This is a genomic window from Sphingobacterium suaedae (assembly GCF_042684625.1).
Taxonomy (GTDB): domain Bacteria; phylum Bacteroidota; class Bacteroidia; order Sphingobacteriales; family Sphingobacteriaceae; genus Sphingobacterium; species Sphingobacterium suaedae.
The window spans coordinates 600,649-624,420 of sequence record NZ_JBHULR010000004.1 but is presented as its reverse complement, the minus strand read 5'-3'; the positions used below and the strand labels follow the sequence as shown (position 1 = coordinate 624,420).

The window sequence follows — 23,772 nt, the reverse complement described above, 5'->3', positions numbered from 1 at the left end:
GTTACCCGTGTGTTAATAATGCTGGCAATTCTTCCACATCCATCTCTCCATTAACCGATATCGAAGTAAACTTCACTGGTATAAGCTCGTTGACCAATAACGGATCATATAAGTAACGTACTTTCACATAATTCTTGGAAAATCCGTGCATATATCCGTCCTTTACATCGCTTTCAAATAAGACATGACCTATCCTACCCAATTGGGTTTCATAAAATGCCCGCCGTTTCTTTTCCGATAAGATATGTAGCATCTTGCTGCGATCACTCCGTTGAACACCTGGCACAGCGCCCTCCATCTGTGCAGCAATCGTATTCTCTCGTTCCGAATAGGTGAACACGTGCAAATACGAAATATCCATTTCATTCAGAAAGTTGTACGTGTCGAAAAAATCTTCTCTCGTTTCTCCGGGAAAACCGACTATAACATCAACACCAATACAGCAATCCGGCATCAACGACTTGATCTTCGCCACACGTTCCGCATACAACTCGCGTTTGTAACGACGGCGCATCATTCCTAACACGTTATTGCTTCCAGACTGCAGCGGCATATGGAAGTGCGGCACGAAACGCTTAGATCGGGCCACAAACTCAATGATTTCATTTGATAGCAAGTTCGGTTCTATGGAGGAGATACGGATACGATCTATACCGTCTACCTCATCTAACGCCAGCACAAGATCTAGGAACCGGTCTTGCCGTTTACCATTGCGAATTCCAAAATCGCCGATATTAACGCCGGTAAGTACAATTTCTTTCACACCAGATGCTGCTATTTCTTCAGCTTGACGCACAATATCATCAATCTTTCCCGATCGACTTTCTCCGCGCGCCAAAGGAATAGTACAAAATGTACAGGAATAATCACATCCGTCCTGAACCTTCAAAAATGTCCGGGTGCGGTCGCCAATCGAATAAGCTGATACAAACTGATGCGTTTCGTCGATCGGTGCATTATGAACAACTGCCTTTTCCCGCTTTGTCAAATCATTAATATGCGCAATGATGTTAAATTTCTCTGCAGCCCCCAACACCATATCTACACCGGGAATCTCAGCGATTTCTCGAGGTTTCAACTGTGCATAACAGCCCACAATCGTAATATACGCATTTGGCGAATGCTTCAAGGCCTCCTTGACCACTTTGCGACACTTTTTATCAGCATTGTCTGTCACTGAACATGTATTAATCACATACACGTCAGCAGGACTATTAAACGCCGTAGTTTCATAACCAGCATCCTGGAAAATCCGACCAATAGAAGATGTTTCTGAATAGTTCAGTTTACATCCTAATGTATAAAAAGCAACTTTTTTATTCATGATATGGGTGCAAAAATACACAAAAAGTCCCAATATGTGAGTTGTTGAAAAATTGTGATATTGTAATGATCTAAAAACGGTTATCTTCGTAGTCATACTTTTTTCACTTTTCATTATGAAACAATATCTAGATTTACTGCAACATGTATATACAAACGGGGTCGACAAAACAGATCGGACGGGAACAGGGACGCGCAGTGTATTTGGATATCAAATGCGGTTTAACCTTCAACATGGATTTCCATTGGTAACTACTAAAAAACTACACGTGCGTTCGATTATCCACGAGTTGATCTGGTTTCTGAAAGGCGACACCAATATTAAATATCTCAAAGATAATGGGGTAAGTATCTGGGACGAGTGGGCTGACGATAATGGTAATTTAGGTCCAGTCTACGGGTCACAGTGGCGCTCTTGGCCCACACCCGACGGACATCATATCGATCAAATCAGTCAAGTTATCCAACAAATAAAGAAATCACCAGATTCCAGAAGGATTATTGTTTCGGCTTGGAATGTGGCGGAAATCGAGCATATGGCACTGCCTCCCTGTCACGCATTTTTTCAGTTTTACGTCTCACCCGCCGAGCCGGATAAAGGCGTGACAAAACCACGTTTATCGTGTCAGTTATATCAGCGAAGTGCCGATATTTTTTTAGGCGTACCGTTCAACATCGCCTCTTATGCGTTGCTGACCATGATGGTTGCCCAAGTCTGTGATATGGAAGCAGGAGACTTCATCCATACATTAGGCGATGCACATATCTATAGCAACCATTTTGAACAGACAGAACTTCAATTAACGAGAGATCCTAAACCACTTCCTACGATGAGAATTAGTCCAGAAGTACGTGATATCTTTGACTTTAAATTTGAAGATTTTGAATTGGAAAATTACACCTTTCATCCACATATTAAAGCGCCTGTAGCGGTTTAATAAAACACTATTTCAACTGTAGACGATAGAACACATGGGTAATCTAAAAATAACGCTAATTGTGGCCGCTTCAGAAAACAACGCAATCGGCAAAAACAACCAAATGCTCTGGCATTTACCAGACGACTTTCGCTATTTTAAACAGCAAACCTTGGGACACTCCATCATTATGGGACGAAAAACCTATGAATCTATCGGAAAGCCCCTACCCGAACGGCGGAATATTGTACTGACTAAAGATCAAGAATGGCTAGCAGAAGATGTGGATGTAGCCAACTCCATACCTGAAATACTTACGTATTGCCGAGATGAACGAGAGATTTTTATTATAGGGGGTGCAAACGTCTACGCGCAAACATTAGCCCTTGCCCAAAAAGTACTGTTAACGAGAGTCCATGCTTCAATCCAAGGAGATGCCTATTTTCCCGAACTTCCTTCATCAGAATGGAAACTGAGCAGCAAACGAGAGCACCCAAAGGATGATCGACACGCCTACGATTTCACATTCCAAATCTGGGAACGTTTCTAAATGGCATGCCAAAAAAAACGGCGCCAACCATATATTTATCGTAAACAAACAATTAGCATGATTCGCTATGGTACACGATCTAATAGATCACATTTTTTTAGGCAATCTATTACACGTCTATCTGGAACGGGCTGACACTATCCTTTGCCATACCAATAATAACAACGTTCAAATTCTATATACACAAATAGATCGAGAGATGGAAGCACGCTGCACTTCAGTAACTTTTCCTACCTGTTCGATCTTTCTTGATATTTTCACAACCGTCCACAGTATGTCCATTATACATAAAAAAAATGGCGTCAATTTTTGCTTTCTTTAGTGGTTCATAAATGAGATTTACAATGACAGTATGCATATACGACTACCAAAACGTGACATCCGCTTTCTAAAATCCAAATCCGATTCTTGTATCAGGAATAGCATCAACATGCGATATACATCAAACAGGAACCACGGAAATTCATAGTTTAGGTCCCTTCATGAACCATACGTTGTCGCAGCAGAAACTAACTAACCTTTGCACATATGAAAAAATATCAATTACTTACGCTACTGTTCCTCACGTTGTCCTTTTTATCTAGCCATGCCCAGATTCCCTCTCCAAAGGAACACTTCGGATTTCATATAGGGGATAACTATCAATTAGCCACGTTCGAGCAAACTGAACACTATTTTAAAAAGCTCGCCGAAAGTTCCGATCGAATCAAATATACCGTGATTGGAAAAACAGAAGAAGGCCGTGAGCAAATGATGCTTGTCTTTACTTCGCCATCCAACCATAAGCACCTCGAGCGCTATAAACAGATCGCTCAACAATTAGCCCGGGCAGAGCTGTCGGAACAAGAAGCGCTACAATTAGCCGACGAGGGAAAATCAGTCGTATGGATCGATGGCGGTTTGCACGCGACAGAAACAGTAGGTATGCATCAGCTCATTGAACTGGCCTATCTTCTGGCGTCGAATGAAGACCGCGAAACACTGGAAATTCTTTCCAATAGCATTATTCTATTAACACATGCAAATCCTGACGGACAAGAACTTGTGTCGAACTGGTATATGCGCGAGGCTCAACCCGAAAAGAGATCCATAGCCAACCTGCCTCGGCTGTATCAAAAATATGCCGGACATGATAACAACCGTGATTTTTTCATGCTGAATTTAAAAGAATCCCAAAATATCGCCCGGCAGCTTTTCATCGAATGGAATCCGCAGATTATGTACAACCATCACCAGACGGCTCCCGCCGGTGCAGTTGTTGCCGGCGCGCCCTACCGGGATCCCTTCAATTATGTATTTGATCCCCTTCTAATTACCGAAATCGAAGCACTGGGAGCCGCCATGTCGACAAGGCTCAATGCAGAAAACAAACCGGGGTATACCCAGCGAGGCGGTTCGGTATTTTCTACATGGTATAACGGAGGATTGAGAACGACCACGTATTTTCATAATACGGTAGGTCTTCTTACAGAAATTATCGGAGGCCCCTCGCCTTTTGACATACCTTTGGTTACGTCCCGTCTACTCCCAAACAGCAATACACATAACCCAGTCCTTCCACAAACCTGGTACTTTAGACAATCTATTGATTATTCAACATCGCTGAATTATGCTGTCATGAATTACGCGTCCAAATATCGGCGCGAACTACTCTTCAATATATACCGTATGGGAAGAAACGCTATTGAAAAAGGCCAAAAAGATACATGGTCCCTCTCTCCAAGTAAAATCGCGGTAATTGACAGTGCCTACGCACGGAGCAAGCGTCTGGATAGCAGTCTTGCTGCTGGACGCTACATGCCTAATGGGTTTATGGATTCCTTGTATAAGGACAATAGCCTACGGGATCCCAGAGGGTACATTATCCCCGCCGACCAACCCGACATGGCTACCGTCTGCAAATTCTTAACGGCTCTTTCCCGCAACGGCATTCGGATACAGCAGGCTGCAACTTCTTTTCAGGTAAACGGAAAGGCCTATCCAGAAAAAAGTTACGTAGTTAAAACGGATCAAGCGTTCCGTCCTCACGTTTTAGACATGTTTGAGCCACAAGACCATCCCAACGATTTCGAGTATCCTGGCGGACCTCCCGTTCCTCCATATGACGCCGCAGGATGGACACTAGCTTATTTGATGCATATACAATTCGATCGAATATTAGACGATTTTGAGGGACCATTTACCCCTTTACCCTTCGGATCAGACGTTACATTTAGCTACGAACAGCTGCCAACAACACGTTTCTTCCGTCTCCCATCTTCGCAAAATGATGTCTTTCAAATGGTTAACACACTCTTACACGCAGAGAAAAAAGTCCTCCGCGACGACAGGAACGGCGATTTTTATATCCAGCGTTCGGCTTGGCTAGACGTCGTGGGCCCACACGCCTCCTTGCAAATGTTTGGTGCGTCTCAATGTCCAAAAAACGCAAAAGAAGTCCGTCCTCTACGCATTGGGCTTTGGGACAACTACGGGGGATCTATGCAATCGGGCTGGTTGCGTTTTCTATTAGAGTCCTTTCAATATAAGCATGCCCGATTCTATTCGCCTGATCTAAACGATCAGGACCTACGTCAACGTTTTGACGTGCTAATTTTACCTGCCCACGCCATCCCGACCGACGTGCAGACAAACAAAACCACAGAAAACGACTCCGTACCAGCCTCCATTCCCGCACCGTACGACACCCAGTGGGGACGAACATCTGTCCGGAAAGCGCTCCCCCGGATCAAACAGTTTTTGGAACAAGGCGGGCGTATTATCACACTAGGAAGCAGCGATGCCCTCGCCCAGCATCTTGACCTCGGTGTGGAAAGTGCCTTGGTCGACTCTTTACAAAACCCGCTATCACGCTCCATCTTTTACACGCCCGGCTCCGTGCTTACCGCAAAAGTGAATACACAGACAGCCGCCACATGGGGTTACGAAGAATATGCAGATCTTTATTTCAACAATAACAGCGTATATCGGATCATTGATAAATCGATTACGCCATTAGTATGGTTTGATGCCCCGCGTGTACTAAAAAGCGGCTGGTCTTGGGGAGAAAGATATTTACAAGACGGTGTAATTGCATTCGAAAAAAATCTAGGAAAGGGAAAATTGACAGTCTTTACGCCCGACATCACGTTCCGAGCCCAAACGCATGGCACCTTTAGGTTATTGTTTAATCAATTGTATCGATAATCACCAATAAAAAAGAGCGCAATGCGCTCTTTTTTATTGCGTCAATGCTGCTTCAATCAACTCTGCATAAAAATCACCTTCCTTCATTCCATATGCCCGCACCTGTTGCGGTATAAAACTTTGCGCCGTCTGTCCCGGGATAGTATTGATCTCTATGAAATAAAATTTATTGGTACCCTTTTCCAAAAAGAAATCAACACGAATCATTCCCCGACAGTTTAAACGTACATAAATCTCCTGAATAATTTGTGCAGCGCGTTCTTGTTGTTCGGTAGTCAAGTCGGCAGGGGTGATCTCTTCGGTTAAACCCGGAATATATTTCGCTTCGAAATCGAAAAACTCCCGTGTAGTACGTACCTCGGTCGCCGGAAGCACAATAAGTTCACCCGCCGCATTGCGAAAAACTCCCTGCGAGAACTCCCTGCCCGTTACAAACTCCTCCACCAGCACCTGATGACCTGTGTTGGCAGCGTCAAAAGCCTTATCCAATGCAACGGGCAATTCTGCACGTTCCTTAACCTTGGTCATACCGATACTGCTTCCTCCCGCATTTGGTTTGACAAAATATGGTAGAGAAAGGGTACGTTCCACCATTTCTACAGCCTGAGCACGATGAGCCTCAAACAATAAAACAGACTTCGCTATATGCAATTTAGGAATATCCGCTAAGATCGCTTTGGTATATCCTTTGTTCATTGTTAAAGCGGACGTCAATGCGCCACAGGAGGTATATGGCAAACCAATCATGTCAAAATATCCCTGCAACCGGCCGTCCTCTCCCGGTGTCCCATGAAGCATGATCAATGCCACATCGAACCGAACAATATGTTCACCGATCGTCAATGAGAAATCTTCCCGATTCACTGGTATTTTCACTCCAGCTTCATTCACGTGAAACCAAGAATCCAAGGCGATCGTTATGGGGTAAATCTCGTATCGCTCTGAGTCCAGTTGCTCGTGGACAAATGCCGAACTTTTAAACGAAATTTCGGCCTCGCCGGTATACCCTCCAGTTACTAATGCTACTTTTCTTTTCATGCGTATTTTTTCCATGGCTACTGAGCACACGATATGCTATTCACGCGTCAGTTTCCTAAATATTGTTAAAGCTGAACAAATATAATTTGCGTTCCACGGAAAAACGAATAATTTTGCTATTATATTAAATACAGAAATTTGCAGCATCGATAAGCCAACTGGCTTTAAAATTGCTCTTTAACATCTCAAAAAGAATACATGTCAAAACTGTTAATGTATCTAAAAACAGATACTTTTAGAAAGAACCTTATTGCTGCGCTGGTAGTCATTGTCCTGCTATTTTTGGGAATTTACTTCGGTTTGCGGGCATATACTCAACACGGGGTATCGATTGAAGTTCCACAAGTGAAAGGAATGCATATCAATCAGGCTATTGACGCGCTTGAACGTGCGGATCTAGAATACTATGTGGATTCCGTTTACCAAATGGACATGAAACCAGGCTTGGTCATCGAACAAGACCCGGAACCCAAAGCACATGTAAAAACCGGCCGAACAATATATCTAACGGTGATCACGCAAGTACCTCCTGATGTAGCTTTCCCAAACATCATCGATAAAACATTTATCGAAGCATCAGCTATGCTGCGAAACCAATCACTAAAGGTTGGCGACACCGTTTATATAGCAGATATTGCACGAGACGTCGTACTGGATGTTAAGTTTGCTGGCCAACCCCTAAAAGCAGGACGCATGGTTCCGAAAGGATCAAAAATAACATTGGTATTAGGAAACGGTAGGGGAGCCAATGAGGTGGAAATGCCTAATCTAATAGGCTTATCCCTAGACGAAGCGAAGTTCGCGCTAACTGGCGTAGGTTTAAATTTAGGTTCCGTGACTTACGCGGGTAGTATCGCCGACTCTCTCGCAGCGAAAGTCGTTGGCCAACTGCCTGATACAACGGCAGGCATCGTCAGTATCGGAACCGCCGTCAATTTAACGTTATCTAACAACTAACACATGACAGATAGAAAAAAAGGGCTCCCAAAGGCGTTGAAGGTCATTATCATACTCGTAGTGGGGCTGGGGGCCGCTGCGGCATGGATAGCTTACCAGGCATTTATGGGGCCGAGCGTCACTAAAAATCAGGATTATTTATATGTACGTACGGGCGACACATACGCCGATGTACTGAGAGAAATAGAAGAACAACAACTCGTCAAAAACGCCAAATTCTTTGATTACGTGGCACAAACGATGGACTATCCAAAGATGGTGAAACCAGGACGGTATAAGTTGTCAGAGGGAATGTCCAACCGACGTCTTATCGGCAATTTAAGAGGTGGTTATCAAGAAGCTGTTAAATTTCGATTTGAGAATGTACGGTTAAAAGAAAACTTCGCCGCGCTGTTGGGAAAAAATTTCGAGGCCGACTCCGCCACATTCCTGCAGATCCTCAATAACAAAGAAGTTGCGCAAACGTATGGATTTACTTCCGACAATTTTTTCAGTATGTTTATACCGAATACTTATGAAATTTATTGGAATACACCACCCGCTAAAATCGTCGCTCGTTTTCACGACGAATATAATAGGTTTTGGTCTACCGGACGCCAAGACAAGGCGGCAGCCCTGAATCTCTCGCCACAAGAAGTTAGCATATTAGCGTCCATTGTCAAGGGAGAAGCCTTGCACAAAGACGAAATGCCGGAAATAGCCGGCCTATATGTAAACCGTCTCAAAAAAGGAATGTTGTTACAAGCAGATCCCACGGTTATTTTTGCAAACAATGATTTTACTATCCGCCGGGTTTTAAATAGACATTTGACCATAGACAACCCTTACAATACTTACCGTTATCGCGGACTACCTCCTGGGCCAATTATGTTACCAAGTATTGCCTCTATTGACGCGGTTTTAAATCACAGTCAACATGATTATATCTATATGTGCGCCAAAGACGACTTTTCGGGCTACCATAACTTTGCCAAGACAGAAGCCGAACATTTGGTCAATGCGCGAAAATTCCAGCGGGCATTAGATGCGCGCAATATTAAGCGGTAAAACGTACAGAACTCAATTTGACATTTATTTATCCTTCATGTTTATACACGAAACCAAAATCCGAACACGATATGCAGAGACTGACCAAATGGGCTACGTGTATTACGGCAATTATGCATCTTATTACGAAGTAGCACGAACAGAAATGCTTCGAAGTACAGGAATTTCTTATCGGGAATTAGAAGAGATAGGGGTCATGCTCCCAGTCACTGACCTCACCTGCAAATACTATCAACCCGCTCGTTACGACGACCTCATTACGGTGAAGACATATATCCGCGAGAAGCCGTTGGTGCGGATCAAATTCGAATACGAAGTATTTAACCAACAAGGTATACTTTTGAATACAGGCTCTACCCAGCTGGTTTTTGTGGACATGAAAAAAAATAAACCATGTCGGGCACCACAGATCTTCCAAGAGAAAATGGAGCCTTTTTTTCAAACATGATGCAAAAAAAAATACATCATTCTCTACTACGTCTAAAACCCTACGATCGTTTTATCGAGTGGACGAAAACTGCTATTATTCCTGGCTTTGGTTCCTTACCTCTGTACACGGTATTCACTTTTTTCTTTCAAGAGATTGCTCGGGAGTCCATATTAAACAAAGCGTCCTCCCTCGCCTACAACTTTATGTTGGCGATATTCCCAGGCATTCTATTTCTCTTTACATTAATCCCTTACATCCCCGTCGACAACTTTCAGCAAAAGCTATTGGAACTCATACAGGTCGCGCTTCCACATAATGCCTACGAATTTCTTCAAACCACATTGATCGATATCGTTAAAAATCAGAATTCAGGCCTACTGTCTATCGGTTTTTTACTAGCCACTTTTTTTGCTACCAATGGAATGACTACGTTAATGATGGCATTCAATAAAGCCTCCCTCTCGAAGGAAAAACGCACCTGGTTTAAAAGACGCTTAGCCGCTATCGGGCTTTCCGTAGCCATTGTGGTTGCTTTAGCCGTCGGTATTGGTATATTTACCGGGACCGGACTTGTAATCAATTATCTAAAGAAATACATTGATTACGATTTATCCTGGTTCTGGACGTTTATCCTGACTTTATCCCGTTGGATTGTATTGTTTGGCATTTACTTCATTACTGTCAGCATGTTGTACAAGTTCGGCCCGAGCGACTCCAAAAAATGGAAGTTCTTAAATGCTGGAGCAAGCTTAGCGACTATCTTAGCCATCCTCACGTTTTCTGGATTTACGTTTTACATCAATCATTTTGGAGCTTACAATAAACTGTATGGGTCTATTGGAACGCTAATCGTAATGATGATTTGGATGTACTTAAATTCACTCATTCTCCTCATCGGATTCGAACTGAACGCAGCCATCGCACTTTCTAAACAAAGCATCAAAATCGTAAAGCCTCGTGTCTACAATTCCTTCAAAAGTTAGGACTTCTCAAGCATCTTTCTTAGAACACGCCACTACACAAACCTTGCCGCACGTAATTCAGTACTAACCAAGGCAACAAAAGACACAAACATTAGTGGAATACAGCTCTTCCCAACGACAACAAAATTAGAAAAAAGAATTAAGCTACTTTTTTTTCACTTAATCTCTTGTATATAAAAGTTTTTCGTATTTTTGCAGTCCCTACAATGTAGGGAAAAGGAGAAAAAATAATTAATGGCAAAAAAACAAGAAGCAGAAAAAGAGTTAGCGGCGAAAAACGCAGAGCTACAAGGTGCTGACACTAAAGTAGTGAAAGACACTGAACAAATCGAGTCTGAAGCAGATTCAAAATTAATCGACGAAATCAAATCTAACACATGGAATACACCGACAGGTGATTTCGATTGGGATCTTGATGAAAAAGCTTTCGGTAACTACAGCGAAGCAGAACGTACAAAATTAGAAGAACAATATGCAGGTACGTTCAACCAAATCAACCAAGGTGAAATTATTGAAGGTACAGTGGTATCGATCAATAACAAAGATGTTGTTTTGAACGTTGGTTTCAAATCAGACGGTCTTGTAGCATTATCTGAGTTCCGCGACTTAACTGACTTGAAGGTTGGCGATAAAGTAGACGTATTTGTAGAGTCTCAAGAAGATGCAAATGGTCAATTGGTATTGTCACGTAAACGTGCTAAAACACAAAAATCTTGGGAAGCAATCAACGAAGCATTGGAAAATGATGCAATCATTGACGGTTTCGTAAAATCCCGTACAAAAGGCGGTTTGATCGTAGATATCAAAGGTGTAGAAGCTTTCTTACCTGGATCTCAAATCGATATTAAGCCAATTCGCGATTACGATGTATATGTTGGTAAAACAATGGAATTCAAAGTAGTGAAAATCAATCACGAATTCAAAAACGTTGTTGTATCACATAAAGTATTGATCGAAGACGATTTAGAAAACCAAAAATCTGAAATCGTTGCAAAATTAGAAAAAGGTCAAGTACTAGAAGGTACAGTTAAAAATATCACAGATTTCGGTGTATTCATCGATTTAGGTGGTGTGGATGGTTTACTTCATATTACAGATATTTCTTGGGGTCGCATTGAGCATCCAAAAGAAGTACTCGCTTTAGATCAAACAATCAACGTGGTTGTATTAGACTTTGATGATGAGAAAAAACGTATCGCATTAGGTTTAAAACAATTATCAGAACATCCTTGGGAGTCTTTAGATAACGAATTAACAGTTGGTTCCAAAGTAAAAGGTAAAATCGTAACCGTAGCAGATTATGGTGCGTTCCTTGAAATCATCCCTGGTGTAGAAGGTCTGATTCACGTATCGGAAATGTCTTGGTCTCAAAACTTACGTTCTCCTCAAGAGTTCTTGAAAGTAGGTGATGAAATCGAAGCGGAAATCTTGACGTTAGATCGCGACGATCGCAAGATGAGCCTGGGTATTAAACAATTGACCCCAGATCCATGGAAGAACATTACAGAACGCTACCCGGTTGGTTCTAAGCAATCTGCAATTGTTAAAAATATGACAAACTTCGGTGTGTTCGTAGAACTAGAAGATGGAATCGATGGATTAATCCACATTTCTGATTTGTCTTGGTCTAAGAAGATCAACCACCCGAATGAGTTCACTAAAGTTGGTGAGAAATTAGATGTTGTGGTTCTTGAATTAGACGAAGAAAACCGTAAATTATCTCTAGGTCACAAACAACTAGAAGAAAACCCATGGGATACATTTGAAACGATCTTTACAGAAGGATCTGTACACGAAGGTACGGTTATCAAAGTTGGAGACAAAGGTGATATCGTAGCTCTACAATATGGTGTTGAAGGATTCTGCCCGAACAAGCACTCTGTAAAAGAAGATGGTTCTGCATTGAAGGTGGACGAAGTAGCTGACTTCAAAATCATCGAGTTCAATAAAGAAAACAAACGTTTAGTAATCTCACACTCACGTATTTGGGAAGACCAAAAAGCTGAAGCGCGTATTGAAGAATTCAATGCTCGTAAGAAAGAAGCGAAAGCTGCTAACTCAGCTGTAAAAAAAGTAAAAGACTCTGTTGAGAAATCTACTTTAGGTGATTTAGACGTTCTTGCTCAATTGAAAGAGCAAATGGAAGGTGACGAAAAGAAATCTAAATAATTAGATTCTTCCACATACTTTCAAATCCCTGACCAATGGTCAGGGATTTTTTTATTGACCAAAAACTGACTTTTTGATTTACAAAGTAAATAATTAAATACCTAACATTGTAGCTTCATAGTTGTCCAAACATCTAGTAAAACTACATGAATACAATCCGACACATTGCATGGTTAGGTCTCGTCCTATTTTCTGCACTTTTTGTAGCTTGCAAACGCAACTTTCAGTACTCTGTTTTGGAAGTAAAGCCATTAGCAAACAATTTAAATAATAAAGCGATCGCTAAAATAACAGCACTTGCTCCTAAAGATACGTTCTCCTTTCTTGTTATTTCCGATACACAAATTGCTTACGACGAACTAGAAGACTTCGTTAAACATGCCAATACACGATCCAGCGACAGCATTGCTTTCGTGCTACACGGTGGAGATTTCACAGACTACGGTGCGAACTTCGAATATAATCTTTACTACGACGACATCCGGAAGCTAAAGTTTCCCGTCGTAGCAACAATCGGGAACCACGACATGTTGGGAAATGGTCGAGAAATATATCGTCGTTATTTCGGAACAGAGGAATTCACGTTTGAATATGGCAGCACCGCTTTTGTTGTATTTAACTCGAATTCCCGCGAGCTCGCCTTCGACGGTAGCCTTCCCAATCTAAATTGGCTGGAACAGCAAATCAACACCTTGCGACACAAGAAAAATATTATCTACCTATCACATATTTCCCCTGTTTCTTACGATTTTGATCAACAAAAGACGACAGCACTAGCATCACTATTTGCTCAGGCAACCAATACGCGGTTATCGATTCATGGTCACACACACACCTTTGAACACACCAAACCCTTTTCTGACGGCGTACCTTATCTCGTCGCGCCGACCCTCCTCAAGCGCTCTTATGTGCAAGTAAATGTAGCGGATACCATCATCACTGTTCACGAGCTATTCTATTAATATGCGTGTTTTATATCCTATTATTCTCTTATTGATTTTATCTTCCGAGCTTCAAGCGCAACGTTTCAATAGGGACAGTCTGCTTCACCACATTCTGCCCAACGATATAAAATTGCAATATGCTGGAAATATCGGCATGTTTGCCGTAGGCGTGGGCTATGTCACGCCCAACCAAAAATGGAAAGCAGATCTACTTTACGGTATCGTGCCCAGCGACTATGCAGACGATCCCATTCATTCATTAACAGTCAAAGGCAAGTACACGCCGATCAACAGACAGTATGGAAACGGCGTACACGTCAATTGGTTTCATACAGGCATGCTCTTCAACTATTCCTTAGGCAATAAATACTTCCTCGGCCTTCCCGAATATTACGACAAAGGGTACTACTATTTTCCCACGGCATTAAATGTTGGCGTCTTCGTTGGAAGCGAAATCCGCTACAAAAAATGGGGAATATATTACGAGCTTGGCACAACAGAAAAGCGCGTCATCAACTATGCTAAAAACACCCGCTCGATCGATTTTAATGAAATTTGGAATATAGGCGTAGGATTGGTATATCATCTCAAATAGCCTTATATCTGCCAATTAAAGACCTACCCTTATTTCAATTTTGATTCAGGTAACGGCACGTAGCCATCGTCATGAATAACCTTCGGAAAACGATGCTCCCGCCACTCCTCTTTCGCTTGTTCAATGATTGCCTTATCCGTAGCCACAAAGTTCCAGAAAATAAATCGCTCTTCGGGAAACGGCTCCCCTCCGAAAATGTAAACGGTCGTGTTGGGTTTCATCGTAAATAAACACAAATGGGCATCTTTTGTAATGAGGATTTGCTTTGCGCCGTACCGATGTCCTTGATTTTCCACTTCACCTTCCAAAATATAAAGACCACTCTCTCCAAAAAGTTCAGAACCAATATCAATGGTAGTTTCTGTTGACGATTTAATTTCAATCATATATAGTGGAGAGTATACCGGTACAGCTGAACGTCTCCCGAATGCCTCACCAGCTATTAGCTTATAAGCTGCTCCATTATATGTCCATGCCGGAATATCATGTTCTTCCACATGAAAAAATGCCGGTTCCATAAATTCCAATGCTTTGGGTAAAGCCACCCAGATCTGTAAGCCATGTAAAAATTTATCTCGTTGCCGCAGATAATCAGGCGTCCGTTCTGAATGTGTTACCCCTTTTCCAGCTGTCATCCAGTTGACCGCTCCTGGTTGTATTTCAATCTCGGTCCCCAAACTGTCCCGATGCATAATAGCTCCCTCAAAAAGATAGGTCAAGGTCGATAGTCCAATATGTGGATGTGGAGGAACATCCAAATTTTCGTAATCCGCAAGACATGCCGGCCCCATATGGTCAATAAATACAAAAGGGCCGATGGATCGCTTTTGACGGAAAGGCAATAGACGACCAACCAAAAAATTTCCAATATCTGCAGCTTTTTCTTCCTGTATAAAATCAATATTTGACATAACTCCAATCCTTTTTTAAACGTTACGACAAGTTACAAATAAAAATCCCAACCAAAAATGGTTGGGATTTTTTATAGCATAATACACCATAGAATTTTACACATCAATTTTTGCATACCGGGCGTTGCGCTCGATAAACTCGCGGCGGGGTGCTACCTCATCCCCCATCAACATGGAGAATATACGATCACATTCTGCGGCATTTTGTATCGTTACTTGGCGTAATGTACGATGCTCCGGATCCATCGTCGTTTGCCACAACTGCTCCGCATTCATCTCACCAAGACCTTTATAACGTTGCACGTGCACCGAATCTTCTTTCCCTGCACCTTTCAAACGCTGTATTGCAGCCAACCGCTGATCTTCATTCCATGCATATTCGAAGTCCTTTCCCTTCTTAACTTGGTAGAGCGGAGGTGTTGCGATGTATACATAACCTTTTTCGATCAACTCTTTCATATACCGGAAATAGAACGTCAGAATGAGTGTCGCAATGTGCGAACCATCTACGTCAGCATCGGTCATGATGATGATTTTGTGATAACGAAGTTTGTCTAAGTTCAACGCTTTCGAATCCTCCGCCGTGCCAACGCTTACGCCCAACGCCGTAAACATATTTTTGATTTCCTCATTCTCGTAGATTTTATGCTCCATCGCTTTCTCCACATTCAGAATCTTACCACGCAATGGCATAATCGCTTGAAAGCGGCGATTACGTCCCTGTTTGGCAGTTCCACCCGCAGAGTCCCCTTCGACAAAGAAAATCTCACACATTTCTGGATCGTTGTCAGAACAATCGGCCAGTTTTCCTGGAAGGCCAGAACCTCCCATTACTGTCTTACGTTGCACCAACTCTCGAGCTTTACGAGCTGCCGCACGCGCTTGAGCCGCAATGGCAACCTTTTGTACTATCGCTTTGGCTTCTCGCGGATTCTCTTCCAAATAAATACCCAAAATCTCTCCTACAGCAACATCCACAGCTCCCATCACCTCGTTATTTCCCAACTTGGTTTTGGTCTGTCCCTCAAATTGAGGTTCGGCCACCTTTACAGAAACCACAGCAGTCAATCCTTCACGGAAGTCATCTCCCGTAATATCGACTTTCAGATTCTTCAGTAAACCGGATTTATCCGCATATGCTTTCAGTGTCCGCGTTAGTCCGCGACGAAAACCGGCAACATGCGTACCGCCTTCGATTGTGTTGATATTATTGACATAGGAATGTACATTCTCCGAATACGTATCGTTATACTGCAACGCCAACTCCACCGGAATGCCCTGCTTTATCCCTTCAACATGGATTGGTTCAGGTATAAGCGGTTGGCGGGTACCATCCAAAAATTTAACAAACTCCTTCAACCCACCTTCCGAAAAATATACGTCTGACTTAAATGATCCATCGTCATTAATCTCCCGTTCGTCAGTTAACGTCAAACGGACCCCCTTATTTAAAAAGGAAAGTTCCCGCAAGCGATTCGCCAATGTATCGTAATTGTATACCGTAGTCATGGTAAAGATCTCGGCATCTGGGTGGAAGGTAACCGTTGTACCCGTAATATCGCTCTCACCAATTTCTTTTACATCATAAAGGGGCTTCCCTTTTTCATATTCCTGTTGGAAAATCTTTCCTTCCCGATGAACAACCGCTGAAAGGTGGGTAGATAACGCATTCACACACGAAACACCCACTCCGTGCAATCCTCCTGATACTTTGTACGTATCTTTATCGAACTTTCCTCCAGCATGGAGAACAGTCATGACCAGCTCCAAAGCGGATTTGTTTTCTTTTTTATTAATCCCTGTCGGAATACCACGACCATTGTCTCTAACAGAAATCGAATTATCTTCGTGAATAGCGACAAAAATATCGGTACAGTATCCCGCAACAGCTTCATCAATCGAGTTATCAACAACCTCATATACCAAATGGTGCAAACCTTTCACACCGGTGTCACCAATGTACATGGAAGGCCTCTTACGTACCGCCTCTAATCCCTCTAAAACCTGGATATTATCGGCTGAGTACGTCGATGTATTCTTCTTTTCTTCGCTCATGAAATAAAATTAAAATGAGTATTGTTTATTAGTCAAAAATACGATTTTTTTGGCTAAAAATCAAACATTCACAGACGCAAAACGTCCCGAAAACGACGGTTCCAAAATGCCGACAAAACGACATTTTTTCGAAGTTTCCATCACGGATCGGTGAAAATTTAATTTTTTTGTATTAGGTTTGTTTTTTAAAATTGAAAACTCGAAAAATAGATTAGAATGAATAAATTATTTGTAACCTTATCAAAAGTAACATTGGGACTAGTCGTTGCGCTTGCTGCTGTCTCGTGTAATCAAAACGCGAAAACAGGAAGCACTACTCCTTCAGGAGATTCGACAACCTCGTCAACCGTCAAAGAAGAAAAAATTGTCTATATTAATTCCGACACCCTTTCTGAAAAGTACGAATATTTTAAAGATATCCGCGCCAAATTAGAAGCTAAGGTAAAGAAAGCACAAAGTGACCTACAGTCTAAAGGACAAGCATTCCAACGCGAAGTAGCCGAGTACCAACAGAAGGCTGCTACTATGAGCGCCTCCGATCGCCAAGCTACGGAAGAAAAATTAGCTCGCAAACAAGACGAATTAGGAAGATTGGATCAGAATGCTTCGGCATCAATTGCTCAAGATGAGTCAACCGAATTTAACAACGTATACAATACAATCACAGAATACCTGAAGAAACATGCAGAAGACAACGGATACACGTTGGTATTGACTTACTCAAAATCAAATCCGACTGTACTCTACGCGGATAAAAATTTAGACATTACCGCGAATGTTATTGATGCCTTGAATAAAGAATACAAAGACAAAAAAGCCAGCGACAAAAAATAAATATTGTCCGCCGCAAAAACGAGCTTTCTGACATCAGAAAGCTCGTTTTGTTTTACACCCAGTCTGCCTAAATGCTGCAGCGCCCCGTACCATTTATTTGCATATATTCCAAAGGATTAATACCTTGCTCTTGTGAAACTGAGCAACCAATGGTAAGAAAAATTGTAACGACTGACCAAGCATCCTTTGAATGGATCGATATTTCAGAGCCAACCTTAGCAGATTTTGCAGAATTGAAAACAACCCATCAGCTCCATGAAGCTTCTATCAAAGACTGTTTACAGATCGGACAGCTACCAAAAATCGAGGAATTCGAGCACTATCATTTTTTGATTATCCGCTCTATTCCCGTTCGCTTTGACAACTTTTCGGACACATTAACAGAAATCACCGAACGCGTATCGGTCTTCTTCGGCGAAAATTTTGTCATTACCGTGCATAGGGGCACAATCGATTATCTTGAAAAGCTAGTAGATAATTTCCCATTTACCAAACTTCACTCCAGCAAGCTCTTTATCAACCATCTCACGTCCGAAGCTTTAAAAACATTTGAAAGCCTCGTCATCAACAAATTGAATAAGCAGTTGGACAGTTACGAAGAAATGGTCTTTCTTCATAAACGCAAAAAAGATTTTCTTAGGCAGCTTTACTACATTAAAAGACAGATCGACCTGATCCGTATTATCCTCACCCTATACAGGGATATTGTAGACTTTTTCCATTTGTCTGCGTTCAAAAATATCTATACACAGGACCTAAAGGATATTTATTCCCGGTCTTCCACACTTTACCGAAATATCGCAGAGAATACGGCTCAGCTCCTATCCGTATATTTCAATATCGAATCGAATCATACCAATGATATCATGCGGACACTGACGATTATATCCGTTTTTTTTATGCCGCTCACCTTTATCGTAGGCGTATACGGCATGAATTTCAAACACATGCCAGAACTAGAATGGTATTACGGCTACCCCGCCATTATGCTGGGGATGGCGGTATTAGCTTTGTTAATCTATTATTGGTTTAAAAAACGTAAATGGCTATAACCGTTGCTTTGGTGTCGTTGCTACAAAATCCTTGAGATAATAGGGTTCAAAATGTACTGCATCTTCCACAGCCCCGTCCTGGAATTTAGCAAATGCTATTGACGACATAAAAGAAGCTGAATTCATAAACGATTTTTCGATATGAATGTGCTTGTGCTTTTCAAACAGGGTTTCAAATTTATCCGCACCGCTTCCAAACAAAACATAGCTCCCCCCATCTCCAAATGAATACTCATTGATAATTTGGGCGTTGGTAGCTTCTTGAGGATAAAGATTAATATCGTATTGCGCCATATAAACTTCCATTCGGCGCGCATCAATCATGGGTACAAGTGTCGTCCTCCCCTCCTTCCGGTTCCGCGTCTCTAAAAAACCCGTAGCCATCGCGTACAAGGTATCTATGGCTATCAGTGGAATATCCAAACCGTAGCAAAGCCCTTTGCCCGTAGACACACCGATACGTAAGCCTGTATAAGACCCCGGTCCCTTACTGACAGCCACAGCTGATAACGCGGAAAATCCGATACCTTCTTCTCTCAGTATTTCCGCTATAAACAAAGTCAAATGACTCGCATGCAGGTTAGGCTCGTCTGCTTCCACCACTCCCACAGTCTTCCCATTTTTACTAAGCGCGACCGAACAAACGGGAGTAGCGGTCTCTATTTGTAAAATATAACTATCTTTCATACGCAATCAAGGTACAGGATCGTGTCCATGTCCCCCCCATGGATGACATCGTAAAATACGTCGAATGGCGAGCATGCCTCCTTTAAACGGGCCATACTTTAAGATCGCCTCTTTTCCATAGTGCGAACAAGTTGGTGTATACCGACAATTGGCACCTAGAAATGGGGAAATAAAAATCTGATAAAAACGAATGATCAAGATGAAAAGCGCCTGCAAAGGCCACTTAATCACCTTTTGCCAAATTAAGTTTATGAATTTCATCTTGTAATCTACCTAAAACAGTCCCCATACGTTGAAATAATTGCACATAAGGAACATCGTCTTTTCCTATATACTGAAAGGCAACGAGCAAATGTAAGGAATGTTCTTGAAGAAACTCATACAATACGGACTTTTGCAGACGGTAGACCTCACGCATTTGCCGTTTTAAACGATTCCGATCGACGGCACGCTTGAACTTTCGTTTAGAAACGGAAATAATACATTGCGAAGGGCTCGCAATATCCTCAAACGATTCTACATTTAAATAGACGACCCGATAGGGATATACAACGAAAGAAGAACCATTATGGAAAAGACGGTCAATTCGCCTCTTACTACATAATCGTTCTTCTTTTTTAAATGTATAGTTCTTCATGGTGACCAATCGCCGGCTCACAGGCTCGGAGGAGTCACCGGCAACGTATATTATCCTTTGTGACGGTATTCGTCTGATACAGTAAGGCGTTTTCTTCCTTTAGCTCTACGAGATGCTAATACTCTTCTACCATTAGCTGTACTCATACGTTCTCTGAATCCGTGTTTATTTCTTCTTTTTCTTTGCGAAGGCTGAAATGTTCTTTTCATGACGCTATTATGCTTGTTTTAATATTTTTAATCAATCCGTCCCTCTTTATGGGAACGCAAAAATACAGTTTCTTTACAAAAGAAGCAAGCAATCTTTTAAATTTATCTAAAAAACTTTGAGGCTGTAAAAGCAGTTATGACGGTCACATTCGTGCCTGACAAAAAAACTACCTGCCTAGCCAGAAATCCGTCCACACACGACCGGCTAGACAAGCAATCTTAAATCGTCCCCGTATTCTATTTAGTACGTAAAATATCGCGAATCTCGGTCAATAAAACCTCTTCTTTCGTTGGGGCGGCTGGAGCAGATGGTGCAGCTTCCTCTTTCTTCTTTAACGAATTAAGACCTTTTATTACTAAGAAAATACAGAATGCGATAATCAAAAACTGAATAATAACATTGATAAAATTGCCGTATTTAATTGCAACTTCCGCGATCCCTGACGCTTCATTGGCTTCTGTAATAACATACTTCATGTTCGAGAAATCCACTCCTCCGGTCAAAAATCCTATCGGTGGCATAATGATATCATCCACTAAAGAGGTCACAATCTTTCCAAATGCACCTCCGATAACAACACCGACAGCCAGATCAATAACGCTGCCGCGCATCGCAAATTCTTTAAATTCCTTTAGAAAACCCATAATTCAACTAGTTAAAAACAATCAATAAATAAATAATATAATTAATAAATCAGTTTTTTGCACCAATTTTTATACCAAAATACACAACACCGCCTTAGGGTTCAATTTTTTTTCACAACAAGAAATACCGCTATAAAACCCAAACAGCTGTTTCTCACCCTTCGTATTTCTAATATAAATAATTTAGTTAAATTCCTTATGACATTTCTTTGATTGACTTTTTTCCTATCTTTGCTAATCATCTGGAATTATTCTAGTTAAACCGTGTAAAAAATTAACCATTCCCATACGATGAAAAAGATTTTAATAGCAGACGACCACAGCATTGTGCGATTAGGCGCTTCTGTCATCATTAAAGAAAGTATTCCCGACGCAACAATCTTACAAGCTCAAACGTACGATGAAGTGTATACTCATCTTCATCAAGAAGGGTTTGAGCTATTGCTGTTGGATATCAATATGCCCGGCGGAAATAACATTAAAGTGGTCAAAGAAATACTCGCCCTACAACCTCAGCTAAAAATACTCATCTTCTCATCCTACGAAGAGAGTCTGTATGCACTTCGCTATATCAGCGCCGGCGCCTGTGGGTATTTAAATAAAAACACGGCGATGTCGGAACTAAAGAATGCAATACAAAGCATTATGGCCCGCGGCAAATATATGTCTGAAGCGGTCAAGGAGCTTTACATCCAAAAACTGACAACAAGCAAATCCCTATTTGATGAAAACAATCCGCTTCACAAGCTTTCCAACCGGGAGATGGATGTAGCAAAGCATTTAATCAAAGGACTCGGAATACTAGAAGTAGCAACGTTGATGGATCTAAGTTCATCCACTGTCAGCACCTATAAAAGCCGCGTCTTCGAAAAACTAAATGTAAACAATATCCCCGAACTCATCGAACTTTTTAAATTGCATAGCGAAGAGCAACAATAATCCGTTGCTCCTCGGTTATCTTCTAAACCAACTTGTCCATTGTTACTTCTGGAATATCGCGGACCGTCGGAACAGACAATTCCTCTCCGCCCGGATAGACATACCCCTGTTCTGTGTCTAGTTCCCAAAGCAATGGAGACAGGAAGCGGATACATGCTTCAAAGCCTTGATTGATGGCCTTTAGGTTACCCGTGTCCTTTGAGTTGCGAGCCTCATTTTCAATCTCAAAAGGCCCGTTAAACCCGCGTCGGTGCAACACAGCTACAAAGGCATTCCAATCCATATGATCTGTCCCACCAAATCCTGGCAACATCGCTTCGTAATGATGACGGTCCCAATCGTTTTTTGGGATATCAACACCTGCCTGACTAGCCAACGTCACGTCCACATATTGCATAGGATATATGCCTCCCCATTCCGTACGTGCTTTTGTTCGAAGATTCCGCGTAGTCTTGACATGGATTCGCTTCAATCTTTGGATGTCCATTTGCTCCATCACCTCCACCGGATCTGTATTTTGCCAAATATCGTGTGAAGGGTCGTAGATCTCTCCATGTGCCGCGCTAGGAATCAACGTATACATCAACTTCCGTGCAGCTAGAACGGCCGGCAGATTGTTATACGTCGTCATGTAGCGTGCGGAGCGCCAGCCCTCCATCGGACAATTCTCATAGATAATAGTTACGCCCAGATCTTCTGCATAGCGGACTATCGGTTCAAATACCCGTTTATATTCCTCCAGATTTTTTTGAAATCCGTCTATACTGTTACCGAGCTCATGATTATACCCAACAAATGTTCCGACTTTCACATCATTTGCATCTCCTCCCAATAAGTGTGCGATCCGGATCAAACGCAACAAATGATTTTGATTCTTCAGACGCTCAGAAGGCTCTCCGCCAATCATATTTTCGAATGCGCCTAAAGAAAGCTTCAATCCGGATAGATTAAACATATCTACTAAGCGACGGCCATCCTCCGCAGTAAAGCGCTCATATTGCAAATGAGTTGCTGTGTGATCTTCACGTGTTCCATCCCTCCGGAATACACACAAGTCAATTCCCTGAGCACCCACAGCCTTAGAGGTCGTAATTAACTCCTCAAGCGACAATTTATCGTACGCCGAACTCATTACCCAAATAGGATTATTCCATTTCTTTAACATATATCTCTGCACATTAGTTGTGAAGTAAACTTAGAGATTTTACGGTGTTTATGCAATATCGAAACCTGATCAGCATACGAAGCACCACCCCAAACAACTACGATAAACGGAACAAGCCCTTGATCGCAAGGGCTTGTTTGACTCGCTAAATGGAGAAGATTACTTCTTGTTTTTCAACTCCTGTATACCTAAGCGCAATTCCTGCGACAAATTTTTTATATCTTGCAATCCTTTTCTCACCCGTGTACCAGCTGCACTATTTCCTTTCGAAAAGAATTTTTCGGCGTCAGCGCCAAGACCATCCACTAATGCTTTTAATTCGTTGAATTTATCAAAATTAGCCATAATTGAAATGATTTAAGTTTTATAATGTATTAATAATTAACAACTTCATAAAAATAGTATCTTTTCTCAAATAAAAAAATTTTTATAAAAACTTTCCAATTCCATAGCGAATCAGTATGTAGTGATGCATGCATCTGTTGAATTTCAGAATCAT

The 23,772-nt window shown here is 41.8% G+C and carries 24 protein-coding genes; 13 read left to right on the top strand and 11 right to left on the bottom strand.

Annotated features, from left to right (window positions below):
• Position 1: 1 nt before the first annotated feature.
• Positions 2–1,324 carry a tRNA (N(6)-L-threonylcarbamoyladenosine(37)-C(2))-methylthiotransferase MtaB gene (mtaB, locus tag ACFSR5_RS12190; RefSeq protein WP_380904124.1) on the bottom strand — a complete coding sequence of 441 codons (1,323 nt, stop codon included), beginning with the start codon at positions 1,322–1,324 and terminating at the stop codon, positions 2–4.
• 115 nt (positions 1,325–1,439) lie between these two features.
• On the opposite strand from mtaB, the gene ACFSR5_RS12185 reads away from it, so the two are divergent.
• The 3 genes from ACFSR5_RS12185 to ACFSR5_RS12175 all read left to right on the top strand — a co-directional run bounded on the left by ACFSR5_RS12185 (position 1,440) and on the right by ACFSR5_RS12175 (position 5,976).
• On the top strand, positions 1,440–2,261 hold the full coding sequence (locus ACFSR5_RS12185; RefSeq protein WP_380904122.1) for a thymidylate synthase: 822 nt from the start codon (positions 1,440–1,442) through the stop codon (positions 2,259–2,261).
• Between the two features lie 34 nt (positions 2,262–2,295).
• Positions 2,296–2,790 carry a dihydrofolate reductase gene (locus tag ACFSR5_RS12180; protein ID WP_380904120.1) on the top strand — a complete coding sequence of 165 codons (495 nt, stop codon included), beginning with the start codon at positions 2,296–2,298 and terminating at the stop codon, positions 2,788–2,790.
• Between the two features lie 528 nt (positions 2,791–3,318).
• Positions 3,319–5,976 carry a M14 family metallopeptidase gene (locus ACFSR5_RS12175; protein WP_380904118.1) on the top strand — a complete coding sequence of 886 codons (2,658 nt, stop codon included), beginning with the start codon at positions 3,319–3,321 and terminating at the stop codon, positions 5,974–5,976.
• A 33-nt stretch (positions 5,977–6,009) separates the two neighbouring features.
• On the opposite strand, the gene ACFSR5_RS12170 is transcribed toward ACFSR5_RS12175, so the two are convergent.
• A complete protein-coding gene (locus ACFSR5_RS12170) occupies positions 6,010–7,014 on the bottom strand; it encodes a D-alanine--D-alanine ligase family protein (protein ID WP_380904116.1) in 1,005 nt (334 codons plus the stop codon).
• Between the two features lie 198 nt (positions 7,015–7,212).
• Here ACFSR5_RS12170 and ACFSR5_RS12165 point away from each other — a divergent pair, with 198 nt between their 5' ends.
• The 7 genes from ACFSR5_RS12165 to ACFSR5_RS12135 all read left to right on the top strand — a co-directional run bounded on the left by ACFSR5_RS12165 (position 7,213) and on the right by ACFSR5_RS12135 (position 14,139).
• Positions 7,213–7,971, top strand: a complete 759-nt coding sequence (locus ACFSR5_RS12165; protein ID WP_380904114.1) for a PASTA domain-containing protein — start codon at positions 7,213–7,215, stop codon at positions 7,969–7,971.
• Between the two features lie 3 nt (positions 7,972–7,974).
• Positions 7,975–9,018 (top strand): endolytic transglycosylase MltG, encoded by a 1,044-nt coding sequence (gene mltG, locus ACFSR5_RS12160; protein WP_380904112.1) that lies wholly within the window; start codon positions 7,975–7,977, stop codon positions 9,016–9,018.
• Positions 9,019–9,055: 37 nt separating this feature from the next.
• Positions 9,056–9,466 carry an acyl-CoA thioesterase gene (locus tag ACFSR5_RS12155; protein ID WP_380904110.1) on the top strand — a complete coding sequence of 137 codons (411 nt, stop codon included), beginning with the start codon at positions 9,056–9,058 and terminating at the stop codon, positions 9,464–9,466.
• The gene (locus ACFSR5_RS12150) at positions 9,463–10,431 is read left to right on the top strand and encodes a YihY/virulence factor BrkB family protein (RefSeq protein ID WP_380904108.1); all 969 of its coding nucleotides are present in this window, start codon (positions 9,463–9,465) and stop codon (positions 10,429–10,431) included. The genes ACFSR5_RS12155 and ACFSR5_RS12150 overlap by 4 nt, the downstream gene beginning before the upstream one ends.
• 234 nt (positions 10,432–10,665) lie before the next feature.
• Positions 10,666–12,600, top strand: a complete 1,935-nt coding sequence (gene rpsA / locus ACFSR5_RS12145) for a 30S ribosomal protein S1 (protein WP_380904106.1) — start codon at positions 10,666–10,668, stop codon at positions 12,598–12,600.
• Between the two features lie 146 nt (positions 12,601–12,746).
• Positions 12,747–13,562 (top strand): metallophosphoesterase family protein, encoded by an 816-nt coding sequence (locus ACFSR5_RS12140; RefSeq protein ID WP_380904104.1) that lies wholly within the window; start codon positions 12,747–12,749, stop codon positions 13,560–13,562.
• A 1-nt stretch (position 13,563) separates the two neighbouring features.
• The gene (locus ACFSR5_RS12135; RefSeq protein ID WP_380904102.1) at positions 13,564–14,139 is read left to right on the top strand and encodes a hypothetical protein; all 576 of its coding nucleotides are present in this window, start codon (positions 13,564–13,566) and stop codon (positions 14,137–14,139) included.
• 29 nt (positions 14,140–14,168) lie between these two features.
• Here the strand turns inward: ACFSR5_RS12135 and ACFSR5_RS12130 are convergent, their stop codons facing one another.
• Both ACFSR5_RS12130 and gyrB read right to left on the bottom strand, forming a co-directional pair.
• Positions 14,169–15,050 carry a pirin family protein gene (locus tag ACFSR5_RS12130; RefSeq protein WP_380904100.1) on the bottom strand — a complete coding sequence of 294 codons (882 nt, stop codon included), beginning with the start codon at positions 15,048–15,050 and terminating at the stop codon, positions 14,169–14,171.
• Between the two features lie 96 nt (positions 15,051–15,146).
• Positions 15,147–17,105 carry a DNA topoisomerase (ATP-hydrolyzing) subunit B gene (gyrB, locus tag ACFSR5_RS12125; protein WP_380904098.1) on the bottom strand — a complete coding sequence of 653 codons (1,959 nt, stop codon included), beginning with the start codon at positions 17,103–17,105 and terminating at the stop codon, positions 15,147–15,149.
• Positions 17,106–17,321: 216 nt separating this feature from the next.
• On the opposite strand from gyrB, the gene ACFSR5_RS12120 reads away from it, so the two are divergent.
• Together ACFSR5_RS12120 and ACFSR5_RS12115 are read left to right on the top strand one after the other, a co-directional pair.
• Positions 17,322–17,939, top strand: coding sequence for an OmpH family outer membrane protein (locus ACFSR5_RS12120; protein WP_380904096.1), 618 nt, complete (start codon positions 17,322–17,324; stop codon positions 17,937–17,939).
• Positions 17,940–18,088: 149 nt separating this feature from the next.
• A complete protein-coding gene (locus ACFSR5_RS12115; RefSeq protein ID WP_380904094.1) occupies positions 18,089–18,991 on the top strand; it encodes a CorA family divalent cation transporter in 903 nt (300 codons plus the stop codon).
• Here the strand turns inward: ACFSR5_RS12115 and tsaB are convergent.
• The 5 genes from tsaB to mscL all read right to left on the bottom strand — a co-directional run bounded on the left by tsaB (position 18,986) and on the right by mscL (position 21,169).
• Positions 18,986–19,678, bottom strand: a complete 693-nt coding sequence (tsaB, locus tag ACFSR5_RS12110; protein WP_380904092.1) for a tRNA (adenosine(37)-N6)-threonylcarbamoyltransferase complex dimerization subunit type 1 TsaB — start codon at positions 19,676–19,678, stop codon at positions 18,986–18,988. The two genes, ACFSR5_RS12115 and tsaB, sit on opposite strands and share 6 nt — an antisense overlap.
• A gap of 6 nt (positions 19,679–19,684) precedes the next feature.
• On the bottom strand, positions 19,685–19,939 hold the full coding sequence (gene yidD / locus ACFSR5_RS12105) for a membrane protein insertion efficiency factor YidD (RefSeq protein ID WP_380904090.1): 255 nt from the start codon (positions 19,937–19,939) through the stop codon (positions 19,685–19,687).
• On the bottom strand, positions 19,902–20,315 hold the full coding sequence (locus ACFSR5_RS12100) for a ribonuclease P protein component (RefSeq protein ID WP_380904088.1): 414 nt from the start codon (positions 20,313–20,315) through the stop codon (positions 19,902–19,904). Before ACFSR5_RS12100 ends, yidD begins: the two co-directional genes overlap by 38 nt.
• A 50-nt stretch (positions 20,316–20,365) precedes the next feature.
• Positions 20,366–20,524 carry a 50S ribosomal protein L34 gene (rpmH, locus tag ACFSR5_RS12095; protein WP_003002285.1) on the bottom strand — a complete coding sequence of 53 codons (159 nt, stop codon included), beginning with the start codon at positions 20,522–20,524 and terminating at the stop codon, positions 20,366–20,368.
• Between the two features lie 237 nt (positions 20,525–20,761).
• Positions 20,762–21,169: a large-conductance mechanosensitive channel protein MscL gene (mscL, locus tag ACFSR5_RS12090; protein ID WP_380904085.1), complete on the bottom strand. Its 408-nt coding sequence runs from the start codon at positions 21,167–21,169 to the stop codon at positions 20,762–20,764.
• Positions 21,170–21,460: 291 nt separating this feature from the next.
• Here mscL and ACFSR5_RS12085 point away from each other — a divergent pair, with 291 nt between their 5' ends.
• Positions 21,461–22,108 carry a response regulator gene (locus ACFSR5_RS12085; RefSeq protein ID WP_380904083.1) on the top strand — a complete coding sequence of 216 codons (648 nt, stop codon included), beginning with the start codon at positions 21,461–21,463 and terminating at the stop codon, positions 22,106–22,108.
• Positions 22,109–22,130: 22 nt separating this feature from the next.
• Here the strand turns inward: ACFSR5_RS12085 and ACFSR5_RS12080 are convergent, their stop codons facing one another.
• Complete coding sequence (locus tag ACFSR5_RS12080; protein ID WP_380904081.1) at positions 22,131–23,273, bottom strand: sugar phosphate isomerase/epimerase family protein; 1,143 nt, start codon at positions 23,271–23,273, stop codon at positions 22,131–22,133.
• Positions 23,274–23,432: 159 nt separating this feature from the next.
• Entirely contained in the window at positions 23,433–23,618 is a 186-nt protein-coding gene (locus ACFSR5_RS12075; RefSeq protein WP_380904079.1) for a histone H1, read from the bottom strand.
• Positions 23,619–23,772: the final 154 nt, after the last annotated feature.

Coding starts and splice junctions, on each gene's coding strand:
- ACFSR5_RS12075 (WP_380904079.1), bottom strand. CDS start 23,618: ATGGCTAATTTTGATAAATTCAACGAATTAAAAGCATTAGTGGATGGT.
- ACFSR5_RS12165 (WP_380904114.1), top strand. CDS start 7,213: ATGTCAAAACTGTTAATGTATCTAAAAACAGATACTTTTAGAAAGAAC.
- ACFSR5_RS12080 (WP_380904081.1), bottom strand. CDS start 23,273: ATGTTAAAGAAATGGAATAATCCTATTTGGGTAATGAGTTCGGCGTAC.
- ACFSR5_RS12115 (WP_380904094.1), top strand. CDS start 18,089: ATGGTAAGAAAAATTGTAACGACTGACCAAGCATCCTTTGAATGGATC.
- ACFSR5_RS12180 (WP_380904120.1), top strand. CDS start 2,296: ATGGGTAATCTAAAAATAACGCTAATTGTGGCCGCTTCAGAAAACAAC.
- ACFSR5_RS12175 (WP_380904118.1), top strand. CDS start 3,319: ATGAAAAAATATCAATTACTTACGCTACTGTTCCTCACGTTGTCCTTT.
- ACFSR5_RS12085 (WP_380904083.1), top strand. CDS start 21,461: ATGAAAAAGATTTTAATAGCAGACGACCACAGCATTGTGCGATTAGGC.
- ACFSR5_RS12100 (WP_380904088.1), bottom strand. CDS start 20,315: ATGAAGAACTATACATTTAAAAAAGAAGAACGATTATGTAGTAAGAGG.
- ACFSR5_RS12170 (WP_380904116.1), bottom strand. CDS start 7,014: ATGAAAAGAAAAGTAGCATTAGTAACTGGAGGGTATACCGGCGAGGCC.
- yidD (WP_380904090.1), bottom strand. CDS start 19,939: ATGAAATTCATAAACTTAATTTGGCAAAAGGTGATTAAGTGGCCTTTG.
- ACFSR5_RS12185 (WP_380904122.1), top strand. CDS start 1,440: ATGAAACAATATCTAGATTTACTGCAACATGTATATACAAACGGGGTC.
- mscL (WP_380904085.1), bottom strand. CDS start 21,169: ATGGGTTTTCTAAAGGAATTTAAAGAATTTGCGATGCGCGGCAGCGTT.
- tsaB (WP_380904092.1), bottom strand. CDS start 19,678: ATGAAAGATAGTTATATTTTACAAATAGAGACCGCTACTCCCGTTTGT.
- mtaB (WP_380904124.1), bottom strand. CDS start 1,324: ATGAATAAAAAAGTTGCTTTTTATACATTAGGATGTAAACTGAACTAT.
- ACFSR5_RS12140 (WP_380904104.1), top strand. CDS start 12,747: ATGAATACAATCCGACACATTGCATGGTTAGGTCTCGTCCTATTTTCT.
- gyrB (WP_380904098.1), bottom strand. CDS start 17,105: ATGAGCGAAGAAAAGAAGAATACATCGACGTACTCAGCCGATAATATC.
- rpmH (WP_003002285.1), bottom strand. CDS start 20,524: ATGAAAAGAACATTTCAGCCTTCGCAAAGAAAAAGAAGAAATAAACAC.
- ACFSR5_RS12150 (WP_380904108.1), top strand. CDS start 9,463: ATGATGCAAAAAAAAATACATCATTCTCTACTACGTCTAAAACCCTAC.
- mltG (WP_380904112.1), top strand. CDS start 7,975: ATGACAGATAGAAAAAAAGGGCTCCCAAAGGCGTTGAAGGTCATTATC.
- ACFSR5_RS12130 (WP_380904100.1), bottom strand. CDS start 15,050: ATGTCAAATATTGATTTTATACAGGAAGAAAAAGCTGCAGATATTGGA.
- ACFSR5_RS12135 (WP_380904102.1), top strand. CDS start 13,564: ATGCGTGTTTTATATCCTATTATTCTCTTATTGATTTTATCTTCCGAG.
- ACFSR5_RS12155 (WP_380904110.1), top strand. CDS start 9,056: ATGTTTATACACGAAACCAAAATCCGAACACGATATGCAGAGACTGAC.
- rpsA (WP_380904106.1), top strand. CDS start 10,666: ATGGCAAAAAAACAAGAAGCAGAAAAAGAGTTAGCGGCGAAAAACGCA.
- ACFSR5_RS12120 (WP_380904096.1), top strand. CDS start 17,322: ATGAATAAATTATTTGTAACCTTATCAAAAGTAACATTGGGACTAGTC.